We start from the raw sequence: 20,156 nt of genomic DNA on the forward strand, positions 1-20,156 counted from the left end.
CCTCATACCAACCAAGGAGACATGCCATGACCGGATCGACCTCCATCGCCGCCGCGCTGCCCCGACGCCAGATCCTGCTGGGCGGCGCCGCGCTCGCGGCCGGCTTTGCCATGCCCGCCTTCGTGCGCGCGCAGGGCTCGAAGCAGCAGCTCAAGCTTTCCATCGGCCGCATTCCCTGGGCGGCGGGCAACTCGCCGATGACCCAGTACATGATCAACAACAAGCTGCTGGAGAAGCGGGCCGCGGACTTCGGCTACGACCTCACGATCGACTGGCGCGAATACCCGACCGCGTTGCCGATGGTGGAAGCGATGGTGGGCAACAACCTCGACATCGGCATGTGGGGCAACACCCCGATCATTCGTGCGATCTCGTCTGGCCTGCCGATCAGCCCGATCGTTGTTGGGGAGGGACACTTGCGCTTCCTGATCACCACGCGCAATGGCTCGCCGATCCGCAACGCGCAGGCGCTCAAGGGCAAGACCATCGGCGTGTCGCTCGGTGGCGATCCGCAGAGCGCGCTCACGCAGATGCTCAAGCACGAGCTGGGCGTGCAGGACGTGGCGAAGGAAGCCGGCATCCGCTACGTGAACATGCCGACGCACGCGCAGGCCGCCTCGGTGCCGACCGGCGTGGATGCCACCTGCACCATTTCTCCTGCGTTCTATGCGGCGCAGGCCTCGGGCACGGTGGCGATCATGAATTCCTTCGGCCAGACCGAGGACTACTACGAAGGACCCGCCGGCAAGGGCGCAGGCATCCTGCTGCCTTCGGTGAAGAAATCGCAGTTCTATCCCGATGGCTACTACCTGCATCGCTCGTTCTGGATCGGCCGGAATGCGCTGATCGAGCAGCATCCGCAGGCAGTGGTTGCCTTCATCGTGGCGCAGCAGGAGGCCGTGGCAGCGTTGAGTGTGATGGACCCTGGCGCGGTCTCGCAACTGGTCAAGGACTACTGGAAGCTCGACGCCACGCAGGGTGCGAAGGTCGTGAAAGACGATGTGCTCTTCTCGCGCGGCTGGTCGTGGCCGACCGAGAAGGACGCGCTCGCGATCCTCGAATCGTCGCGCTACATGGCGGACAACAAGCAGATCGAAAAGCCGCTCCCGTGGGACAAGGTCCGCACGCAGTTCCAGCGCACCGCGCCGCTGGTCAAGCAGGCCTACGAAAAGCTCGGCAGCAAGCCGGCGGCCTCGGAATTCACGCGCACCGATGTGTCCGACCTGCGCGGCCGGCCGGTGTGGGAAATCGACAAGTGGGCCAACCCGGCCTGACACACATTCACAGGAGTCATCATGAAAGTTGGATTCATCGGTCTCGGCGTGATGGGCGGCCCCATGGCGCTCAACATCCTCAAGGGCGGCCACGAGCTGACGGTGTTCGACCGCAGCCCGGAGGCGATCGCGCGCCTCGTGAAGGCAGGCGCGAAGTCCGCCGCAACGCCCAGGGAAGTGGGTGCGGCGAGCGACATCGTCGTGACGATGCTGCCCGAGCCGCAGCATGTCGAGCAGGTGGTGCTCGGCCCGGACGGCGTGGCCGAGGGTCTGCGCAAGGGCGGGATCGTGATCGAAATGAGCACCATCGACCCGCAGACCTCGCGCCGCGTCGGAGACGTGCTGCGCGAGCGCGGCATGGAGCTGGTCGATTCGCCAGTCGGCAAGACCTCCGAGCACGCAGCCACCGGCACGCTGACGCTGATGGTGGGCGGCAACAAGCCGGCCATCGATGCGGCGACGCCGGTGCTCAAGTGCATGGGCACCGACACCTTCTACTGCGGCGGCCCCGGCACCGGCCATGCGATGAAGATCACCAACAACCTGCTGGCGACGACCATCATGGTCGCCAACACCGAAGCGCTCGCGATCGGCATCAAGTCGGGCCTCACGCTGGAGCTGATGCAGGAAGTGATGCGAACCACCATGGGCTGGAACCAGCAGCTCGCGGTGGCGATGCCCAAGAAGGCGTTCCTTGGCGACGACAGCCCGGGCTTCGCGGTGCGGCTGGCCTGCAAGGACGTGCGCCTGGCGTGCGACCTCGCGAAGAACCTCGGTTTCGATGCCCTCGTCGGACGCGGCGCGCAGAAGACGATGGAGCAGGCGATCGAGCAGGGCCTCGGCGAGCGCGATACCGCGACGCTGATGTTCATCCGCGAAAAGCAGCTCGGCATCGAGGTGCGCCAGAAGGCAGCCGAGCAGCGCAAGGCGGCTTGAGCGCCGCGCGACTCAACCGGAGTGAGGCAGGGGCTGCACCAACTGCTCCCTGAAGCGCCGGCGCTCGCGCGCGGCGATCCAGTAGCTGGTGAGCAGGACAAAGACGCCGACGACGGCGACCACGACGGTCGCCAGCGCGTTGACTGTCGGGTCCAGCCCCAGCCGTGCGCGCGAGAAGATCACCAGCGGCAGCGTCGTCGACCCCGGGCCCGAGAGAAAGGCGGACATCACCACGTCGTCCAGCGACAGCGTGAAGGTCAGCAGCCAGGCCGCCGCCATCGACTGCGCAATCATGGGCAGCGTGACGAGAAAGAACACTTCGAGCGGGCGGGCACCCAGGTCTTGCGCGGCTTCCTCGTACTGCGGATTCAGGTCGCGCAGGCGCGCGCCGATGACGACGGTGGCGTAGGCGATGCCGACCAGCAGGTGGCCCAGCCAGATCGTCACGAGCCCGCGCTCCGGCACGCCCAGCCATCGCTGGACCAGCACGAGCATCAGCAGCAGCGACAGGCCGACGATCACCTCCGGCATCACCAGCGGGGCGCTGACCATGGCCGAAAACAGCACGCGGCCCCTGAAACGCGGGAAGCGTTGCAGCGCAAAGGCGGCGAGCGTACCCAGCACGATGGACCCGGTGGCGGTGCCAGCCGCCACGCGCAGCGAAAGGAAGAGGCCCTCGCGGATCGCATCGTCCGCCATCAGCTTGCGATACCAGCGCAGGCTGAATCCCGCCCACACATTCGGCACCGGCGAATCGGTGAAGCTGAAGACAACCAGCGAGACGATCGGCAAGTAGAGGAAAGCAAACCCGAGCGTCAGCCACACGCGGCTGGTCCAGCGGGCGGCGCGTGTCGCGATCATCGGGCTGCCGCCTTCGCCTGGCTGTCGTTGAAGATGGCGAGCGGCACGATGATCAGCAGCACCATCGTCACCGCAATGCTGGAGGCCATCGGCCAGTCGTTGTTGGAGAAGAACTCGTCCCACAGCACGCGGCCGATCATGAGCGTCTCCGGGCCGCCGAGCAGCTCGGGGATGACGTATTCGCCCACGCACGGGATGAAGACCAGCATCGACCCGGCGAGGATGCCGGCCCGTGACATCGGCACCGTGATCCGCCAGAACGCCTGCCAGGGCGTGGCGCCGAGGTCCTGCGCGGCTTCGAGCAGCCGCAGGTCCAGCTTGGCGAGCGTGCCGTACAGCGGCAGCACCATGAACGGCAGGTAGGTGTAGACCATGCCGAGGATGAGCGAGAAGGGCGTGTACATGAACTGCCCCGGTGCCGAGATGAGGCCGAGCGGCAGCAGCAACTGGTCGGCGTGCACCTGGCTCAGCAGCCGGCCGACCCAGCCGGTCTCCGCATCCAGCAGACCCTTCCAGGCATAGACGCGCAGCAGGAAGCTGGTCCAGAAGGGCAGCATCACGCCCATCAGCAGCAGAGGCTGCGCCGCGGCTGAGGCGCGCGCCATGAAGTACGCGAAGGGATAGCCGATGAAGAGGCAGATCAGCGTCGTGATGCCCGCATACATCAGCGAATGCGCGTAGGTCGAGAGATAGATCTCATCGCCGAAGAGCATCGCGTAGCTGCCCAGGTGGAAGCCGGCAGTCTTCGCGCCTTCCATCTCGGCAAAGCTGATGCGCAGCACGATCAGGAAGGGCAGCAGGAAGAAGACGAGCAGCCAGAGGTAGGGCACGCCGATCAGGGCATGCCGGGCCTTGAAGGCAAGAGGCGTCTTCACTCGGTCAGCACGACCTGCGAGGTCGGCAGCCATTGCGCCCAGACGGCATCGCCCTCGGTCGGCGCCTTGTCGATCGAATGGCTGCCGACGTGGACCTTCAGGCTCGCACCGCTCGGCAACCCCAGGTGATAGAGCGTGTAGTCGCCGAAGTACGACTGGGCAGTCACGACGCCTTTCACCTGGTTGGCGTCGCCGGCGGGTTTCTCGTGCGTAAGAAGGATCTTTTCCGGCCGGATCGCTACGGTGACTGGCTGGCCCTGTCGGCTTGCGACTCCGTGCCCGACGTGGTGCAGGACATCGGCGCATCGGATCTCGGCACGCCCCGGCTCGATCGCGACGACCGTGCCTTCCATGAGATTGATGCTGCCCACGAAATCCGCGACGAAGCGCGTCGCGGGCATCTCGTAGACCTCGGCCGGCCTGCCGACCTGCACGAAGCGGCCTTCGCTCATCACGGCCATGCGCGAGGCCATCGTCATCGCTTCTTCCTGGTCGTGGGTGACCACCACGCAGGTCACGCCGACCTGGCGAATGATGTTGACCAGTTCGATTCGCGTGGCTTCGCGCAGCTTGCGGTCCAGCGCGCCGAGCGGCTCGTCGAGCAGCAAGAGCTTCGGACGCTTGGCCAGGCTGCGGGCGAGCGCCACGCGCTGTTGCTGGCCGCCGGAAAGCTGGTGCGGCTTTCGGCGGGCGAGGGGAGCGAGCTGCACCAGCCGCAGCATCTCCTCGACGCGGGTGGCGATCTCGGCCTTGGGCCGCCGGTCGCGGCGCAGGCCGAAGGCGACGTTGTCCCACACACTCAGATGCGGAAAGAGCGCATAGGACTGGAACATCATGTTGATCGGCCGCTCGTACGGCGGCCGGCCCGCGAGGTCTTCGCCGTCGAGCACGACGCGCCCCGACGTCGGCGTCTCGAAGCCCGCGAGCACCCGCAGCAGCGTCGTCTTGCCGCAGCCGGACGAGCCCAGCAGTGCAAAGATCTCGCCGCGCACGATGTCCAGGCTCACCTGGTCGACCGCGCGAAAGTCACCGAAGTCCTTGGTGACCGATTCGATGCGCAGGAAGCCGGTGTCTTCCGCCGTCGTCACCGGTTGGCCTTGAAGTTGGTGAAGGTCCGCGTGACGAGGCGCAGCGTGGCCTGGTCAGGCGTGTCGGGGGCGATCATCCCGGCGAGCGCGGTGGCGTCGGGAAAGACCGCCTTGTCCTTCGCCAGCGCCGGATCGACGAGCTTCATCGCGGCCTTGTTGGGGTTGGCATAGAACACCTTGTTGGTCAACGAAGCATCGACCTCGGGCCGCAGGATGTAGTTGATCCACTTGTAGGCGTTCTCCTTGTGCTTCGCGTCCTTGGGGATTGCCATCGTGTCGAAGAAGAGCAACCCGCCCATCTTCGGCAGCAGCACCTGGAGGTCCTGCGGGGTGTGCGCCTTGTTCGACTTGTCCTTGGCGATCATGATGTCGCCCGACCAGCCGATCACCGCACAGAGCTGGCCCTTCGCCATCTGGTCGATGTAGTCCGAGCCCGAACCGGAAAAGCGCGTCACGTAGGGGCGCACGGCCTTGAGCATGTCTCCGGCGGCCTTGTAGTCCGCCGGGTCCTTGCTGCGCGGGTCCTTGCCGAGGTACTTGAGCGCGATGGGCAGGATCTCCGAGGGCGTGTCGAGGAAGGAGACGCCGCAGCTCTTCAGCTTCGAGATGTACTCGGGCTTGAAGACGAGGTCCCAGGCGTTGTCCGGCATCGGCAGGCCGCCCAGCGCCTTCTTCGCCTTGTCGGCGTTGATGCCCACCGTGGTGTAGCCCCAGAGCCAGTCGACCAGGTAGTCGTTGCCGGGGTCCATCTTCGCGAGCTGTGCCTGGATGGCCGGGTCGAGGTTCGCGAGGTTGGGGATCTTCGACTTGTCGAGCTTCTCCAGCAGCCCGGCCTGGATCTGCATCTTCGCGAAGTGCGAGCCGGGGACGACCACGTCGTAGCCGGACATGCCGGCGACCAGCTTGGCGTGCAGGGCCTCGTTGCTGTCGAACAGGTCGTAGCGGACCTTGATGCCGGTCTCTTTCTCGAAGTTCCTGATCGTGTCGTCGGCGATGTAGTCGCCCCAGTTGTAGACGTTGAGCACCTGTTGCTCGTCGTCCGCCCGCGCCGGAGCGGGTGCCAGCGCGGCGAGGGCCAGGAATGCATGAAGGATCACGGAGCGAAGCAGCCATGGTTTCATTTCGGGACTCCCTATGGAACGGACGACCACCCTGACTGACGGTGACCCGTCCGGTGCCTCCGGAGTTCCGGCCGTCGGGCGGATCTGCCCCGAAAAAAAACCCGGCATTGCCGGGCTCCTCCTTCCCTCCTATGCGGCGACCTTGGCCGCCCGTCCCTCGGGCTCGGGCAGTGGCCCGTGCTCGTCGATGGCCGGCACCGGCGGAAACTGCCGGTCGTCCCATTCCATGACGTAGGGCGGTGCGGGCACTTCGACCGTGCGTCCGTGCACATCCATGGGCCGGGTGCGCAGTTGCGGATGGGCGATCAGGTCGTGGACCGAGTTGATCGCCCCGTAGGCGGTCTGCGCCTCGGTGAGGCGGTCGACCGCCTCCGCGTAGGTCAGGAGCCCGAAGACCTGCTGGATGCTCTCCTCCAGCACTTCGCGATTGGACGTCCGGGCGTTGTTGCCGGTGAAGCGTGCATCCGTTGCAAGCGCGGCGTCGTCGAGCACCGTGCGGCAGAAGCTCTCCCACTCGCGCTCGTTCTGGATCGACAGCACGATCTCCCGCCCGTCGGAGCAAACGAAGGAACCGTAGGGCGCGATGCTCGGATGCTTGAGGCCGACCCGGTCGGGCGCCCCGGCGCCGTAGCGGGCCTGCAGGTAGGGCACCGCCATCAGCTCGCTCGCCGAATCGAAGAGCGACACCTTCACGCCGCTGCCGCGCCCGGTGCGCTCGCGCTGCAGCAGCGCCTGCTGCACGCCGATGAGTGCGTTCATGCCGGCGGTGATGTCGCAGATCGAGACGCCGATCCGGCCCCACGGCCCCGGCGCACCGCTGACCGCCACCAGCCCGCTCTCGGCCTGCACCAGCAGGTCGTAGGCCTTCAGCAGATGCAGCGGCCCGGATTCGCCGTAGCCGGAGATGTCGCAGGTGATGAGCCGGGGGTACTTGGTGCGGAGCGCGTCGGCGCCGAAGCCCAGTCGTGCCGCAGCCCCCGGGGCGAGGTTCTGGATGAAAACGTCCGCCTGCGCCACGAGCGCATGGAGCCGTTCCTTGTCCGCTTCGCGCGTGAGGTCGAGCGCCACCGATTCCTTGCCGCGGTTGATCCAGACGAAGTAGGACGATTCGCCGAAGACCGCACGGTCATAGCCGCGTGCGAAGTCGCCGCTGGGCCGTTCGACCTTGACGACGCGCGCACCCGCGTCGGCGAGGCGGCTGGAGCAGTAGGGTGCGGCGACGGCCTGTTCGAGCGCCACGACGAAGATGCCATCGAGAGGTTTGCTGCTGTCCATGTGTTCCTCTGCTTGAATGCAGTGATTCTTCGGGCTGCGGCCCGAAGCGTCCATGGGAATTCAGGCAAGCCTGACTTGTGGAATTTCGAAGCGAAGACTCAGCCGGCCGCGGCGGGGCGTGCGGCCACGAGGTAGTCGATGAGCATGTTCACCGACGGATTGCTCGCGCGCTCCTTCTTGACGCAGATGAGCATGTTGCGCTCTGCCCAGGCCTCGCTGAGCGGCCGCACCACAAGCCCGAGGGCCTGCCCCATCACGCTGGAGCCCTCGTAGGGCAGGATGCCGAGCCCGAGGCCGGCCTGCACCATGCGGCACACCGCCTCGAAGCTGCGGACCTGCACGCGCAGCTGCAGCGTGCGTTCCTCGATCACCGCCTGCTCGGTCAAGAGACGCATCATCGAAGCGCCGGACTCCAGCGCCACGAGGTCGTCGTCCAGGATGTCGGCGAAGCGCATCTCGGGCACCGAAGCCAGCGGATGCGCAGCCGGCATCACCACCGCGATGCGGTCGGTGCGGTAGGTGCGTGTCTCCAGGCCCTGCGTCTGCGTGCCCTCGACCACGATGCCGACGTCGGCGTCGCCGGCCAGCAGCGCATGGATGATCTCGCTGCTCCAGCGCTCCTGCACCGACAGGCGCACGTCCGGATGGAGTTTCGAAAAGGTCGCGAGGTCGGCGGGCAGCGATTCGGTCATCACCGAGGTATTGGCCAGCACGCGCAGCGCGCCCTTGCGGCCATCGGCGTGGTCGCGCATCTCGGCCTGCATCTCGTTGATCTCGTGCAGCAGCGCCTTGGCGTGCGGCAGCAGCGAGGCACCGGCGGGCGTGAGTTCGACGCCGCGCGGCGAGCGCTCCAGCAGCGCCGTCTTGAAGCGGTGCTCCAGCAGCGCGATGCGCCGGCTGGCCGCGGCCAGGCCGATGTGCGAGGCTTCCGCGGCCTTGGTCAGGCTGCGGAGTTCGGCGGCGCGCACGAACAAGGCCAGCGAGTCGATGTCAGGCAGCATGAGTCACCCTCGGTGATGTCGGCGGAGTATGCCCACGGGCCGTCGCAAAGGACAGCAGGGTCTACACGAAGGCGAGCGCGTAGGGGGCGAGGGACACACGCGCGTCGAGCGGCAGGCCGGCGTTTCCGACGAGCGCCACTTCGACGGGCTCATGGTGCAGGTTGGCGAGGAGCACCTCGCAACGGCCATCGCGCTCGATTGCCAACGCGGCCACCGTCTCGGGATCGGACACATCGACCGTCCGGCATCGTCCCGGCGCGCCAAGCCGTTGCATCACTTCGAAGGCGGGCGTCGGCACACCATCGACCACCAGCGCTGCGTCGCCCTGCAGGCTGAAGAGGGTGATCGCCTCGGCGCCTGCGTACGCGAGTTGCGCGATGTAGCCCAGTGCCCAGGCCGCGCCATAGAGCCCACGCGTGCGCGGGTCGCGTCGTGCCAACGCGAGGCGGCGCGTTCCGTCGGACTCAGGCTGCCCTCCGAGCGGACTGTGTCGCGCGCCGATGCTGCTCGGGCCGACGTGCACCGGCACAGGCCCATGGCGGGCATGCACCGTCCGGACCATGGCGGGCAGGCTGCGTAGGCCGGCCATGATCTCCGTATCGTCTGCGCCGTGCACCACGCTCGCGGTGGTGAAGCTGATGAAGTCCACAGGGCCGAGGCCTTCGATGCGATTGAGCTGGGTGAAGAAATGCGGCGTGCCGCCACCGATGCGCGACTGCGGGAATGCATGGCGCGCCGCTTCGACCACGGGCGGGCTGCTCGGGAAGGCGACCACCACAGTGGGCACGACGCCGGCATCACGCAGTGCGGCTGCGATGTGGTTCAGTTGCGGCGCAGCACGCGTCGGGTCGACACCGGCGATGTCGATGCGTAGCGCACAGCCTCCCGCATCGACCAGGAGACGGCTCACCCGGCGGGCATCGAACGGCTGGTCCGGCGCGTCGAGCGTCAGGTGAAGCAGCCCGGGCGCCAGCGTGCGCAAGGCTGGCACGTCGACGTCCTCGATGGAAATCGCCGTGCCGACGAGGGGTAGGGCGCCCGCTATCGCACCGACGGAAACACGAACAGGCCCCGGGCGCGCCGCATGCTGCTGCGCTGGTGGCGACTCGATCTCGAGCACTACCGACTGCCGTATCTCTTCACCCGCCCGCAGCAGGTAGGGGCGCGGCATCAGGTTCGACCGGCTGTAGGTCTTGAAGGAAGCGTCGGCGTTGTTGCGCTGGTCTTCCAGTTCGAAGTCGTCACCGGAGAAGCGGCAGGACGCCCATGCGCCGTCCGCGTAGATGTGGCGTATCGCCCGCACCAGCATGAACGGCGGCCAGGGCGCGATCAGCGTCGGAAAGGTCGATGCACTGGTGCGGCCATCGACATGCGTGACTTCGACCGGCTGTCCGCAGACGGACAGCGGATGCATCACGACAACGCCGGTGCGGTTGGTATGGATGTCGCGCTCTGCATGCGCAGTGGCTTCGTAGCGCAAGGTGCGACCACGCGCCTCTATCGCGACCTCGAACACGATGCGCGCGGCGCCCGCATCGATGTGGCCCCGGAGTTCGGCGTGGAACCCGTCGTCATGCGCCCGGTGCGTCGATGCATCGACCACAGGTTTCGGCGTTCCCCAATCGGCATCGCGATAGAGGAAGTCCACGCCATGCCACACCTCGTGGCCGTCGTAGCAGACGGGCCCGAGGCGTGTACCGCGCAACTGTGCAGTCAGCCGTCCCGTGCCGAGCAAGACAGGCGGATCGACGACCTCGTCGGTGCCGAACAGCAACGAGTCCGGGGTCATTGCCGCCGTGCAATCAGAGCTTCGGATGCTCCTGCACGACCAGCGGATCGATCTTCTCGACGAAGTTCGGCAGGTCCGCCAGCAGCGTGCGGCCTTCGGGGCTGTCGAACGCGGACTTCAGCGCGTCTTCTGAATCGAACCAAAGCTCCGAGAAGCCGTCGTAGGGAAAGTGGGGGAAGCGGCCCGGCTCGATGAGATTGACCGAATAGCGGCGCATGCCGGGCAGCTTCTTGCAGAGTTCCGCATGGGTACTCAGCCAGTGCGCCTCGAACTGTTCGCGCGTCAGGCTCTTCTTGCGCTGCACAAGGCCGATGCGCTTGTACATGATCTTCTCGTTCGCCATGGTGTCTCCGGATCGTGAATCGGTCAGATGCTATGCCTGCGCGGTCACACCGGGAATCAGATTTCAGCGATGGGGGCTTCGACGAATGCGAAGACCCCCGGAGGGCTTCGCATTCGGAATCCTCGTGCGCGGCATTGCCCAAATTCAGATGGCCCGCTGCAGACCCGCGTCCTACGATGAATTGCAAGAAACAAATCGCAGGAGACAACGTCATGGACGAACGCAGCTCAACTCAACAGCAGGCGCCAAAGATATCGTTCACCGGCGTCAACAAGTCGTACGGAACGCAGGGCTCGCGCGGTGGAAGCACGCTGGCGCTTGCTGACTTCGACCTCCAGATCGCGCCGCAGGAGATCGTCTCGATCGTCGGCCCCACGGGTTGCGGCAAGTCGACTTCGCTCAATGTGCTCGCAGGCTTCGAGCTCGCATCGGCAGGCACCGTCACGGTGGATGGCAAGCCGGTGACGGGCCCCGGTCCGAACCGCGGCGTGGTGTTCCAGCAGCCTTCGCTCTTCCCGTGGCTGAACGTGTTCGCGAACGTGGTGCTGGGCGTGAAGTGCCGCGGCGTGCCCGCGGAAGAGTACGAGCCGCGCGCGATGCGCCTGCTCGAGGAAGTGGGCCTGAAGGGCTTCGAGAAGCACTACCCCTATCAACTCTCCGGCGGCATGCAGCAGCGGGTGCAGATTGCACGCGCACTCATCAGCCAGCCGGACATCCTGCTGATGGACGAGCCCTTCGGCGCACTCGACTATCAGACGCGCCTGCTCATGCAGAAGCTGCTGCTGCGCCTGTGGGAGCACTTCCGTCCAACGATCCTGTTCATCACGCACGACGTGGGGGAGGCGATCTTCATCTCCGACCGGGTGATCGCGATGACGCGGCGCCCCGGCCGCGTGAAGCGCGAGGTTCGGGTGCATGCGCCCAAGCCGCGCGATTACGAGTTCATGGCGTCGAGCGAATTCACCTCGCTGGAGCACGAACTGGTGTTGGCGGTGCAGGGCGAAGTCGAAGACCGCGAGCACGCCGCTGCGTGAGGAGGACGACATGAGCCTCAAGAAGCTGATCGGCTGCGCGATCGCATCCCTCCTCATGATCTCCGGCGGCGCCCGCGCGCAGGGCGCGGCACCCATCGAATTCAACTACGGCATTCCGACGGCCGACCATGTCACCGTCTTCGTCGCGCAAGACCTGGGCCTCTTCGAGAAGGTGGGCCTCAAGCCGAAGTTCTTCAACTTCACGTCCGGCGCGCCGCTGCTCGCGGGCCTCAAGAGCGAGAGTCTCGACGTGGTCACGGCAGGCCTCGCGCTCACTTTCGCGCTGGGGCAGGACATCCCGCTCAAGTTCATCTTCTGGGAAGCCAACAACTCGGCCGCCGAAGGGCTGGTGGTCGATCCCAAGTCGGGCATCAAGAGCTTTCGCGACATCGGCAAGGCCAAGAAGGTCGGTGCCGCCGTGGGCACCTGCGCGCAGGTTTCGCTCTACCTGATGGCGCAGAAGGCCGGCATCGAATGGAGCAAGCTCAACGTGGTCAACATCGCGGCGCCGCTGCTGCGCAACTCCTTCCTGAGCAATTCGATCGATGCGGGTGTGGCGTGGCCGCCTTACTCGCTGCAGCTGCAGTCGGAGGGATTTCCGGTGGTGAGCTTCGACGAGGACTACACGCCCGAAGGCGGCGTGTGCCCCGGCCTCACCGCCGCGCGGCCGGACTTCCTGAAGAAGCACCCGGAAGTGGGCCTGAAGCTGGTGCAGGTCGAAGCGATGGCTCGCGAAGCGCTCGCGAAGAACCCGCAACTGGGCGTCGATGCCTTCGTCAAGCGACTCGGCGTCACGCCCGAGGTCGCCAAGGCCACGCTGGAGCGGGAATGCTGCGGCCGTGTGCCCAGCTTCGCCGACCAGGCGGACCCGAAGTCGCCTTACTCGATGACGTCGAAGGAAGGCGGCCTTGCCGGCAAGCTCAAGCTCGCCAGCGAAGTGCTGCACGCCACCAAAGCTATCGCCGAACCGGTGCCGCTCGCGAAGATCCAGGACGCGATCGAGCCGGCGTACATCCTCGCCTTCCTCAAGCAGAACCCGAAATGAACACCATGACCGCCCCAACAGACATGGCCGGCATGCGCAGCGTCGAGCCGGCAAGCATCAGGCCCTCCGCGAGCACATCGACGCCGCCGCAACCGGAGCCGCGCGAGCGCCGGCAGGTGCCGAACGTGGTCTATTCGATCGTCTCGGTCGCGCTGCTGATCGTGATCTGGACCGCGCTCTCGCACTCCAGCTTCATCAAGCCCGGCTACCTGCCCACGCCCGAATCGCTGTGGGGCACGCTGATGGAGCTGATCCGGGACGGCTACCAGGGCCAGCCGCTGCTGGAGCACATCAAGGTGAGCCTGCTGCGCACGCTGGCCGGCTTCGCCGCCGGTGTGCTGGTGGGTGTGCCACTGGGCCTCTTCACCGGCTACAACAGCCGCGCGGGCGCGATGATCTCGCCGATCATGGCCTTCATCCGGCCGATCCCGCCGATCGCGTTCATCCCGATGGCGGTGCTGTATTTCGGTCTTGGCGAGCTGGGCAAGATCGTGCTGATCTTCTTCGTCTCGTTCAACTACGTGCAGGCCAACGCGCATGCGGGCGCCGCCAACTTCCCGATCGCCTATCGCCGCGCCTCGGAGTCGCTCGGCCTCACGCGCTGGCAGACGTTTGCGCGCATCGTGCTGCCGGGCGCACTGCCGCAGATCTTCACCGGGCTCAAGGTCGCGCTCGCGCTGAGCTGGGCGGTGGTGGTGGCCGCCGAACTGGTCGGCGCGCAGAGCGGGCTGGGTTTCATGATTTCGGACGCGGCGCTGCTCTTCCGCATCCCGGTGGTCTTCATCGGCATCGCGCTCATCGGCGCGATCGGCCTGGCGATGAATCTCGCGCTGAACTGGCTCGAAGCGCGAATCGTGCACTGGAAGGGCCGTTGAATAGGAGATCGCCATGAAGGCATGGAAACACCTGCTCGCCGGCGTCGTTGCGGCCGCGAGCTTCATTGCCGGTGGAGCCCACGCACAAGGGGCACCGGTCGAGGTCAACTACGGCTACACCACCGCCGACCACGTGACGCTGTATGTCGCGCAGGATCTCGGTCTCTTCGAGAAGGCGGGCATCAAGCCGAAGTTCTTCACCTTCCCGTCGGGCGCGCCGTTGATCGCCGGCCTCAAGAGCGAGAGCCTTGACGTGGTGACGGCGGGTCTCGGGTTGGCCTTTGCGCTGGGGCAGAAGATCCCGCTGAGCATCCTCTACATCAACTCGAACGACGCCACCGGCGAAGGGCTCGTGGTCAACAAGGACAGCCCGATCAAGTCCTTCCGCGACATCGGCAAGGCGCAGAAGATCGCCGTCGCATCGGGCACCTGCGCGCAGGTCGCGCTCTATCTCATGGCGCAGAAGGTCGGCATGGACTACGCCAAGATGGACGTGGTCAACCTTGCGGCGCCGCTGCTGCGCAACTCGTTCCTCAGCAAGTCGATCGACGCGGGCATTGCGTGGTCGCCGTACTCGGCATCGCTCGATGCCGAAGGCTTCCGCGTCGTGAGCTGGGATCCCGAATACACGCCCGATGGTGGCGTCTGCCCACGCATGACTGCGGCGCGGCCCGAGTTTCTGAAGGCGCACCCCGAGGTCGGCGTGAAGCTGCTGCAGATCGAAGCCGCAGCAGCCGATGCGGTGGCGAAGAACCCGCAGCTGGCGGTCGATGCGCTGGTCAAGCGGCTGTCGCTTACGCCCGAGGTCGCCAAGGCCGCGGTCGAGCGCGTCTACATGCAGCGGCCGACGCTGGCCGAGCAGCTCGACCCGAAGTCGCCCCATTCGATGGTCGCGACCGAAACCGGGCTGGTCGGCAAGCTGGCGCTAGCCATGAAAGTGCTCAACACCACCAAGACCATCCCGGAGCCGATTCCGCTCAATGTGATCCAGCAGTCAGTCGATCCACAATACCTGAAGCGCTTCGCGGCCGAACGTCGTTCGAACTGAGTCGCTGCGCATGGTTGAAATCGACGACAACGATCCTGAAAGGTGAATCAATGAAGAGCATCGGCATGGTGGGCATCGGCATGGTGGGCATCGGCATGATGGGCCACGGCATCGCGAGCAACATCGTCAAGCGGGACTACGCGCTCGGCCTGTTCGAGCACCCGGGCAACCAGCCGCTGGACAGCCTCAAGGCCGCGGGCGCCACCACCTACACGAGCCTGAAGGAGCTGGCCGCCCAGTCCGACGCGATCATCCTCGTGCTCACCGGCTCGCCGCAGGTCGAAGCGGTGCTGCAGGGCGCGGGCGGCATCCTCGAGGGCCTCAAGCCGGGCGCAGTGGTGATCGACTGCTCGACCGCGATCCCCTCGTCGAGCACGCGCATGGCGAAGGCGGTCGAGGCCGCCGGCGGTCGCTTTCTCGACAGCCCCATGACGCGCACGCCCAAGGAAGCCGCCGAGGGCCGCCTGAACCTGCTGGTCGGCGGCGATGCCGGGCTGCTCGAGGAGTGCCGGCCACTGTTGAAGTGCTTTGCCGAGAACATCACGCATGTGGGTCCGGTCGGCGCGGGCCACAGCATGAAGCTGCTGCACAACTACGTGTCGCTCGGCATGGTCACGCTGCTGTCGGAGGCCGCTGCGTGCGCGCAGCGCAACGGCGTTGCTCCTGACGCGTTCGTCGACGTGCTTGCAAAGGGCGGCGGCGGCGGCATCGCGCTGGAGCGGCTCAAGCCCTTCCTGCTGAGCGGCGATGTGTCCGGGCTGCGCTTCTCCGTCGCCAACGCGCGCAAGGACCTGGACTACTACAACACCATGGCCGCGGATGCCGGCACGCACAGAGCGATCGCCGAGGCGGTGCTGTCGACGCTGGAGCTGGCACTGGAGCGGGCGCCCGAGGCGCTAGTGCCGGAGTTGCCGGCGATTCTTGGCCAAGCCTGAGGGCGACTAGCGGGATGTTCTCAGCGGCGCGTCGGCGTGCGGATCACTTTTTCACTGCAAATCGCCGAAATCTGATTTCTTGGTGAAAACCTTTAGAAATCAAATAGTTACGCACCGCTGTCCGTCTCCACACAACCCTCGCTGAGCAAACGCGCCGTGGCGCGCGCGAGCGGCGCTTCATCCTCGTCGTCGTAGAAGGTGAACCCCGGCGAGGGATTGACTTCGAAGCAGACCCACTCGCCCTGCGGCTTGCGGCGCAGGTCGATCCCGGCCATCACGAGCCCCAGGGATGCAGCCAAGGCGCGCAGGCGGGGCACGAGATCGTCGGGCACTTGCCACCGCCGCAACCGGACGCCGGCCGCGCCGGCATAGCGATAGTCGTCGGCATCCGAATCGATCGCATGGCCGTGGATCTCGTTGCCGATCACGTGTACGCGGTAGTCGGTCCCGGGCACGTATTCCTGGAACTGGGTCGGGCAGGTGGGCAGATGCGCAAGCCGGTCCGCCTCGTCCGCCGAGAGGCGCGAAACGATGCTGCGCACGCCGCTGCAGGATTTGTAGATGACGTTGCCATGGCGCTTCCAGAACCGGTGAAGCGCATCGGCATCGTTCGTCACGAGTGTGTCGGGCACCGCGAAGCCGGCTTGCGCGATCAGTGCCGCCTGGTAGGGCTTCGAACTGTTCGACCCCATCGTGGAGAGCCGGTTGACGACGAGTGCCGGTGTCATTTCGAGCCAGCAGCCGAGCGCCTCGTCGATCGCGGCCGCGTGCTCGTTGCGCGCCGAGTCCTGCGGCCTCGCGTAGGCCGATCGGATGCGGTCCAGTTCGCAGCGCTGATCGCCGACCTGGACCCAGCCGGTGGGAGCACCGTCGAGCTCGATGCCGATCGACGTCTCTTCGGCACGCGTCTGGTCGACGAGGAACATCGGCGTCCCGAGCCGGCTCAGCGCGGTGCAGACAGAGGCGATGGGCAGATCGAGTGGAGATCCCCACAGGAGGACCGGGCCGCTCATGGCATGCATTCCATCAAGGCCTCGCCGATGGCCTCATCGGAGAGATCGGGCCAGCGGTCGGCGGCGACGAAGCGTGCGTCGCCGTCCTCCGCATCGAAGAGCACGCCTAGCATCGCCATGCCGGCACCGTCGGCCAGCCGCCGCGCATGGGCTCGCAGTCGCAGATGACCTTGGCCGAGGATCGTCGGGCCGATGACGTCGAAGCGGACGCAGCCTTCCGGCACGGGTTGCAGGGTCGGCAAGGGTGAACCGGGTCGCACCTCGCGCCGGACCGGGATGGCAGGAATGTCCAGGTCGAGCGCCAGCTTCGCCCACTGTTCACGGGTCCACGCCGGGCCCGAAAGCGACGGAACGAAGGGGCGGTTCATCACCGGGCACGACAGCGCCGAGAGCCACGCACCGAGGAAAGCGCTCATCTCGCTCGCCACGTAGTTCCGATCGGCCTCAGCCACGTGAGGAAGCTGCGTCGGCAAGATAGCCGCGAGCCGGGTGACCACGCCACGAAGCATCGACGCGGGAACCGCGCGACCCTCCACCATGGCGACGGAAGCGGCCGGATCTCCCACGCGATGGCACCAGCCCGCACGCGACAGATCCGAGGGCTTCAGCAGGCGCGCGCCGTCCTTGCGGTGGCGTGCGACGAAGGCCTGCGCCGCAACATCCTGCTCGTCGGCGAGCACGAGCAGCGGCCGCTCAGCCACCGTCGCTCTTGTTCGGGTCGGTGGGCGCGGGCGGTGCGGCCGGCGTACCGACGTCCGGCCGCTGCGCGGGTGCGATGAAGGAGCGTTGCAGGATCACCGGCGACGAAATCACAGGGCCCGCCACCACTGGGCCGGCGGCCACCGCCGGGCTCAGCACCACGTCGCGGACCTTCTCGGCGAGCGCCACCTTGTCGATGCGCACGGCCTTGTCGGCAGACGCCTCCTTGTCCTTGTCCTTGTCTTTGCCCTTGACGCGCACCGTCACCGCAGCCTGGGCTTTGCGCCGCGGATCGGCAATGCTCGTCGCTACCACGTTGAACACGCCTTCGCCGCCCGGTGCCACGTAGTTGCCCGAGGCGCTGATGGAGCCGCCACTGCAGCTCCAGGTCACGCCGGTGTCGACACCGCCCGGAATGGCGACCCCGCTGCTGCTGACGCTGGCCGTGAACTGCTGCGAGGTGCCGGTGAGCAGCAGTGCAGTCGGTGGGGAGACGGCCACAGCGAGGACCACGACGGTGAAGTTCGTCGTGAGCGAAGTCGTCAACTGCGAGTTCGGGATGGCCGGCACGCTGGCGGTCACGTTGACCACGCTGCTCGACGTCGGTGCCGACACCGTGATCGGGAAGGTCCCGGTGGTCTGGCCGGCCGGAATCGTGAGCGGGTTGCCGCCGTTCAGCACCACCGGAATGTTCGGCGCGCTCGTGGCCGCGAGCGTCACGGTCACCGGCGACTGCGCGACGCTGGCGAGGACGACCTGCCCGGTCATCGTGCCGTCGCCGAGCAGCACCGTGGCGTTGAGGCCGAAGCTGCGCAGCGAGACCGGCGTCGCAGCAAGCTGGAGCGTGAACCAGCTCTCGAAGTCGCTGTGGCGGCGGCCGCAGCCCGAAGGAAAGCTCAGGTCCGTGCGCAGGCTGTTGGTGCGCGATGCGCTCAGACCGGGCTGGCCGCGCACTTCACCGTCCAGATAGAGCCGCCCTTGGCCGAGATCGCCCCAGATGAAATTGCCCTTCATGCGCACGCGGACGCGCGCCTGCCCGCCGCTCAATGCGTTGACCACGCTCTGGGCCGCAGGGCTCGGAACCCACAGCAGGGTATTGGTCTTCGCCTGCCAGGTGATCGGATTTCCGGGCAGCACCACTGGCACAGGCATCGTCAGTGGTGGCTGGGCATTGGCGGGCTGGTTCGGCACAGGTGTCGGAATTTCGACGGTGACGATCATCGAGTTGTCCGAAGCAGTCATCAGCGCCACATTGGTCGGCGTCGGCGTGCCGGTTCCCGGGTCGATGTTGATGCTGTATTGCCCGATCGGCGCCCCATCCATCGAGATCGACAGACCGGCCACGAACTGCGACAGCGACAGCACATCGTCGTTCTGCCAGCTGATCCCGGTGATATGCAGCGCCGGCGGCACGTGCGTCAATGGCGCGAAGTTGCGGCGGCAATCCGTGATCAGGCTGCCGGCGACGGCGCCGGCCCAGCGCACCAGCCCGATGCGGGCGAAGTGATGCACGACGCCGCCCGGCGGTTGCGGGACGGCATGGTTCCACTCGACGCTGGCCGTGGCGCCCGAGCGTGCGGGGATCAGCCAGTAGTCGCCCGTGGCGTACTGGCCCGCGGTGAACTGCACCTGCACGCCGAGTTCGAGCTCCAGCCAGCCGCCGCCACCGGCAGGCACCACGGTCGCGCCGCCATCCCAGCGCCGCATCTTCGGGTTCAGCGCGGGATCGATCGGCGTGGGCGACGCGGCAAACGTCACCGTCGAAGTGGCGGGTTGCACGGTGGCGATCTGGATCAGTTGCCCGGGCCTGCCGTGCAGCTCGTCGGCGTCGCCGAAGATCTCGACCCACTGGCCGTTCGCCAGCCCCAGTGCATCGTCGGGGCCGGTGCTGTCGACGGTCAGCGTGCTGCCGTTGAACGACCGGATGTGCGTGACCACGCTGCCGTTGTCGCGCGACCATTTGAAGGTCGCGCTGCCGTCGGCGCCGGCGGCATGGATCTCGACCCGATAGAGCTGGTTGTCGAGACCGCGGTAGCCTCCGCCGGGCGGAATCAGGCACGGGCCCGTTTGCCCCTGCGAAGGTGCCGAGCGGGCGGAAAGCGCGCCGCTGCCAAGGCCGATCAGCGCGTCCCATTCGGGGAAGGTCGTTCCGCAGGCCGGCGCATCAGTCGCGGGCGGTGTAACTGCGAGCAGCTTGAGCTGGCAGATGGTTTTGGTGCGCACGGCCGTGTCCGGACCGCCGAGCGCGCTCTCGCGGATGGCCGGGTCATCGACCGCGCTGACGAGCCGATGCCAGACATCGAGGTAGGCAACGTAGAGCCCCTTGGGCAGCGAGAGCGTGGCCGGGTTGGCACCAGCCGCGGCCGTCGCGAAATCGGGCCCCGGAAAGTCGCTTTGCGTCAGGTAGGTCGTGATGCGCCGGAGCACGCCGTTGAAGGCACCCGTAGCCGGCGTCGGCGGGCGCGTGATCGCAGCGCCCAAGGTCAGCGTGAGCGAACCGTCGGAGACCGCCACGGCGGTGACGCGCAGCATCTGCGACGTGTCCGCCGTGACGTTCACCACCACCCACTGGCCCACGCGGAAGTCGGCAAGGTCCGCGCGCGCGAGGGCCACCTGGGCCTTGTTGTCACCGGTGCTGGTGAAGACGAGGCTCTCGCCCGGCTCGATGTCGCACGCGATGCCGTCCACGTAGTAGCGGCCCGACGTGATCGTCAGGTCGCTGCCGTCGGCGGTAAAGCCCAGGCCGAAGCCCGGATTGGACTGCGGTGCACCGCTCGGGCCGATCACGTCGATCCCGACGCGCTCGCGCTGGTGGGCATGGATGAGCTGCTGCTCGTTCCAGTCGGCGTCGACCTGCACCCGGCCCTGCTGCTGCAGCACGAGGCTGTAGTGCTTGCGCGGATCGAAGGTATTGCGGCTGAAGTCGGCTTTCATGTGATTCCTC

Annotated in this window: 18 protein-coding genes; 7 read left to right on the forward strand and 11 right to left on the reverse strand. The window is 66.8% G+C overall.

Annotated elements, in window-relative coordinates; translation table 11 throughout:
- Positions 1-26: 26 nt before the first annotated feature.
- Positions 27-1,274 (forward strand): ABC transporter substrate-binding protein, encoded by a 1,248-nt coding sequence (locus FHW64_RS13880; RefSeq protein ID WP_184527050.1) that lies wholly within the window; start codon positions 27-29, stop codon positions 1,272-1,274.
- 21 nt (positions 1,275-1,295) lie between these two features.
- Positions 1,296-2,210, forward strand: coding sequence for an NAD(P)-dependent oxidoreductase (locus FHW64_RS13885; RefSeq protein ID WP_184527052.1), 915 nt, complete (start codon positions 1,296-1,298; stop codon positions 2,208-2,210).
- 12 nt (positions 2,211-2,222) lie between these two features.
- Here the strand turns inward: FHW64_RS13885 and FHW64_RS13890 are convergent, their stop codons facing one another.
- The 8 genes from FHW64_RS13890 to FHW64_RS13925 form a co-directional block, all read right to left on the reverse strand.
- Positions 2,223-3,071, reverse strand: coding sequence for an ABC transporter permease (locus FHW64_RS13890; protein WP_184527054.1), 849 nt, complete (start codon positions 3,069-3,071; stop codon positions 2,223-2,225).
- Positions 3,068-3,979, reverse strand: coding sequence for an ABC transporter permease (locus FHW64_RS13895; protein WP_184527056.1), 912 nt, complete (start codon positions 3,977-3,979; stop codon positions 3,068-3,070). Before FHW64_RS13895 ends, FHW64_RS13890 begins: the two co-directional genes overlap by 4 nt.
- Positions 3,943-5,034 (reverse strand): ABC transporter ATP-binding protein, encoded by a 1,092-nt coding sequence (locus FHW64_RS13900; RefSeq protein WP_184527058.1) that lies wholly within the window; start codon positions 5,032-5,034, stop codon positions 3,943-3,945. Before FHW64_RS13900 ends, FHW64_RS13895 begins: the two co-directional genes overlap by 37 nt.
- The gene (locus FHW64_RS13905; protein WP_184527059.1) at positions 5,031-6,155 is read right to left on the reverse strand and encodes a polyamine ABC transporter substrate-binding protein; all 1,125 of its coding nucleotides are present in this window, start codon (positions 6,153-6,155) and stop codon (positions 5,031-5,033) included. Before FHW64_RS13905 ends, FHW64_RS13900 begins: the two co-directional genes overlap by 4 nt.
- A 129-nt stretch (positions 6,156-6,284) precedes the next feature.
- Entirely contained in the window at positions 6,285-7,430 is a 1,146-nt protein-coding gene (locus FHW64_RS13910) for a CaiB/BaiF CoA-transferase family protein (RefSeq protein WP_184527061.1), read from the reverse strand.
- A 98-nt stretch (positions 7,431-7,528) separates the two neighbouring features.
- Positions 7,529-8,431, reverse strand: a complete 903-nt coding sequence (locus FHW64_RS13915; protein WP_184527063.1) for a LysR family transcriptional regulator — start codon at positions 8,429-8,431, stop codon at positions 7,529-7,531.
- A 61-nt stretch (positions 8,432-8,492) separates the two neighbouring features.
- Positions 8,493-10,220, reverse strand: a complete 1,728-nt coding sequence (locus tag FHW64_RS13920) for a hypothetical protein (protein WP_184527065.1) — start codon at positions 10,218-10,220, stop codon at positions 8,493-8,495.
- A 13-nt stretch (positions 10,221-10,233) separates the two neighbouring features.
- Entirely contained in the window at positions 10,234-10,563 is a 330-nt protein-coding gene (locus FHW64_RS13925) for an EthD family reductase (protein WP_184527067.1), read from the reverse strand.
- A gap of 212 nt (positions 10,564-10,775) precedes the next feature.
- On the opposite strand from FHW64_RS13925, the gene FHW64_RS13930 reads away from it, so the two are divergent.
- The 5 genes from FHW64_RS13930 to FHW64_RS13950 all read left to right on the forward strand — a co-directional run bounded on the left by FHW64_RS13930 (position 10,776) and on the right by FHW64_RS13950 (position 15,500).
- Positions 10,776-11,597, forward strand: coding sequence for an ABC transporter ATP-binding protein (locus FHW64_RS13930; protein ID WP_184527070.1), 822 nt, complete (start codon positions 10,776-10,778; stop codon positions 11,595-11,597).
- 10 nt (positions 11,598-11,607) lie between these two features.
- The gene (locus FHW64_RS13935; protein ID WP_184527072.1) at positions 11,608-12,642 is read left to right on the forward strand and encodes an ABC transporter substrate-binding protein; all 1,035 of its coding nucleotides are present in this window, start codon (positions 11,608-11,610) and stop codon (positions 12,640-12,642) included.
- Positions 12,639-13,517, forward strand: coding sequence for an ABC transporter permease (locus FHW64_RS13940; protein ID WP_260303813.1), 879 nt, complete (start codon positions 12,639-12,641; stop codon positions 13,515-13,517). The genes FHW64_RS13935 and FHW64_RS13940 overlap by 4 nt, the downstream gene beginning before the upstream one ends.
- 13 nt (positions 13,518-13,530) lie before the next feature.
- Positions 13,531-14,565, forward strand: a complete 1,035-nt coding sequence (locus FHW64_RS13945) for an ABC transporter substrate-binding protein (RefSeq protein ID WP_184527074.1) — start codon at positions 13,531-13,533, stop codon at positions 14,563-14,565.
- A gap of 65 nt (positions 14,566-14,630) precedes the next feature.
- Positions 14,631-15,500 (forward strand): NAD(P)-dependent oxidoreductase, encoded by an 870-nt coding sequence (locus tag FHW64_RS13950; protein WP_184527909.1) that lies wholly within the window; start codon positions 14,631-14,633, stop codon positions 15,498-15,500.
- Positions 15,501-15,607: 107 nt separating this feature from the next.
- Here FHW64_RS13950 and FHW64_RS13955 read toward each other — a convergent pair whose 3' ends face one another.
- From FHW64_RS13955 to FHW64_RS13965, 3 genes are read right to left on the reverse strand one after another with little or no spacing between them, the layout of a single operon-like run.
- Positions 15,608-16,513: a RimK family alpha-L-glutamate ligase gene (locus FHW64_RS13955; RefSeq protein WP_184527076.1), complete on the reverse strand. Its 906-nt coding sequence runs from the start codon at positions 16,511-16,513 to the stop codon at positions 15,608-15,610.
- Complete coding sequence (locus FHW64_RS13960; protein ID WP_184527078.1) at positions 16,510-17,214, reverse strand: hypothetical protein; 705 nt, start codon at positions 17,212-17,214, stop codon at positions 16,510-16,512. The genes FHW64_RS13955 and FHW64_RS13960 overlap by 4 nt, the downstream gene beginning before the upstream one ends.
- A complete protein-coding gene (locus FHW64_RS13965; protein WP_184527080.1) occupies positions 17,207-20,146 on the reverse strand; it encodes a DUF6519 domain-containing protein in 2,940 nt (979 codons plus the stop codon). Before FHW64_RS13965 ends, FHW64_RS13960 begins: the two co-directional genes overlap by 8 nt.
- Between the last annotated feature and the right edge of the window lie 10 nt (positions 20,147-20,156).

Origin of the sequence: Variovorax sp. Sphag1AA, assembly GCF_014192575.1 — a bacterium.
GTDB lineage: Bacteria > Pseudomonadota > Gammaproteobacteria > Burkholderiales > Burkholderiaceae_C > Variovorax.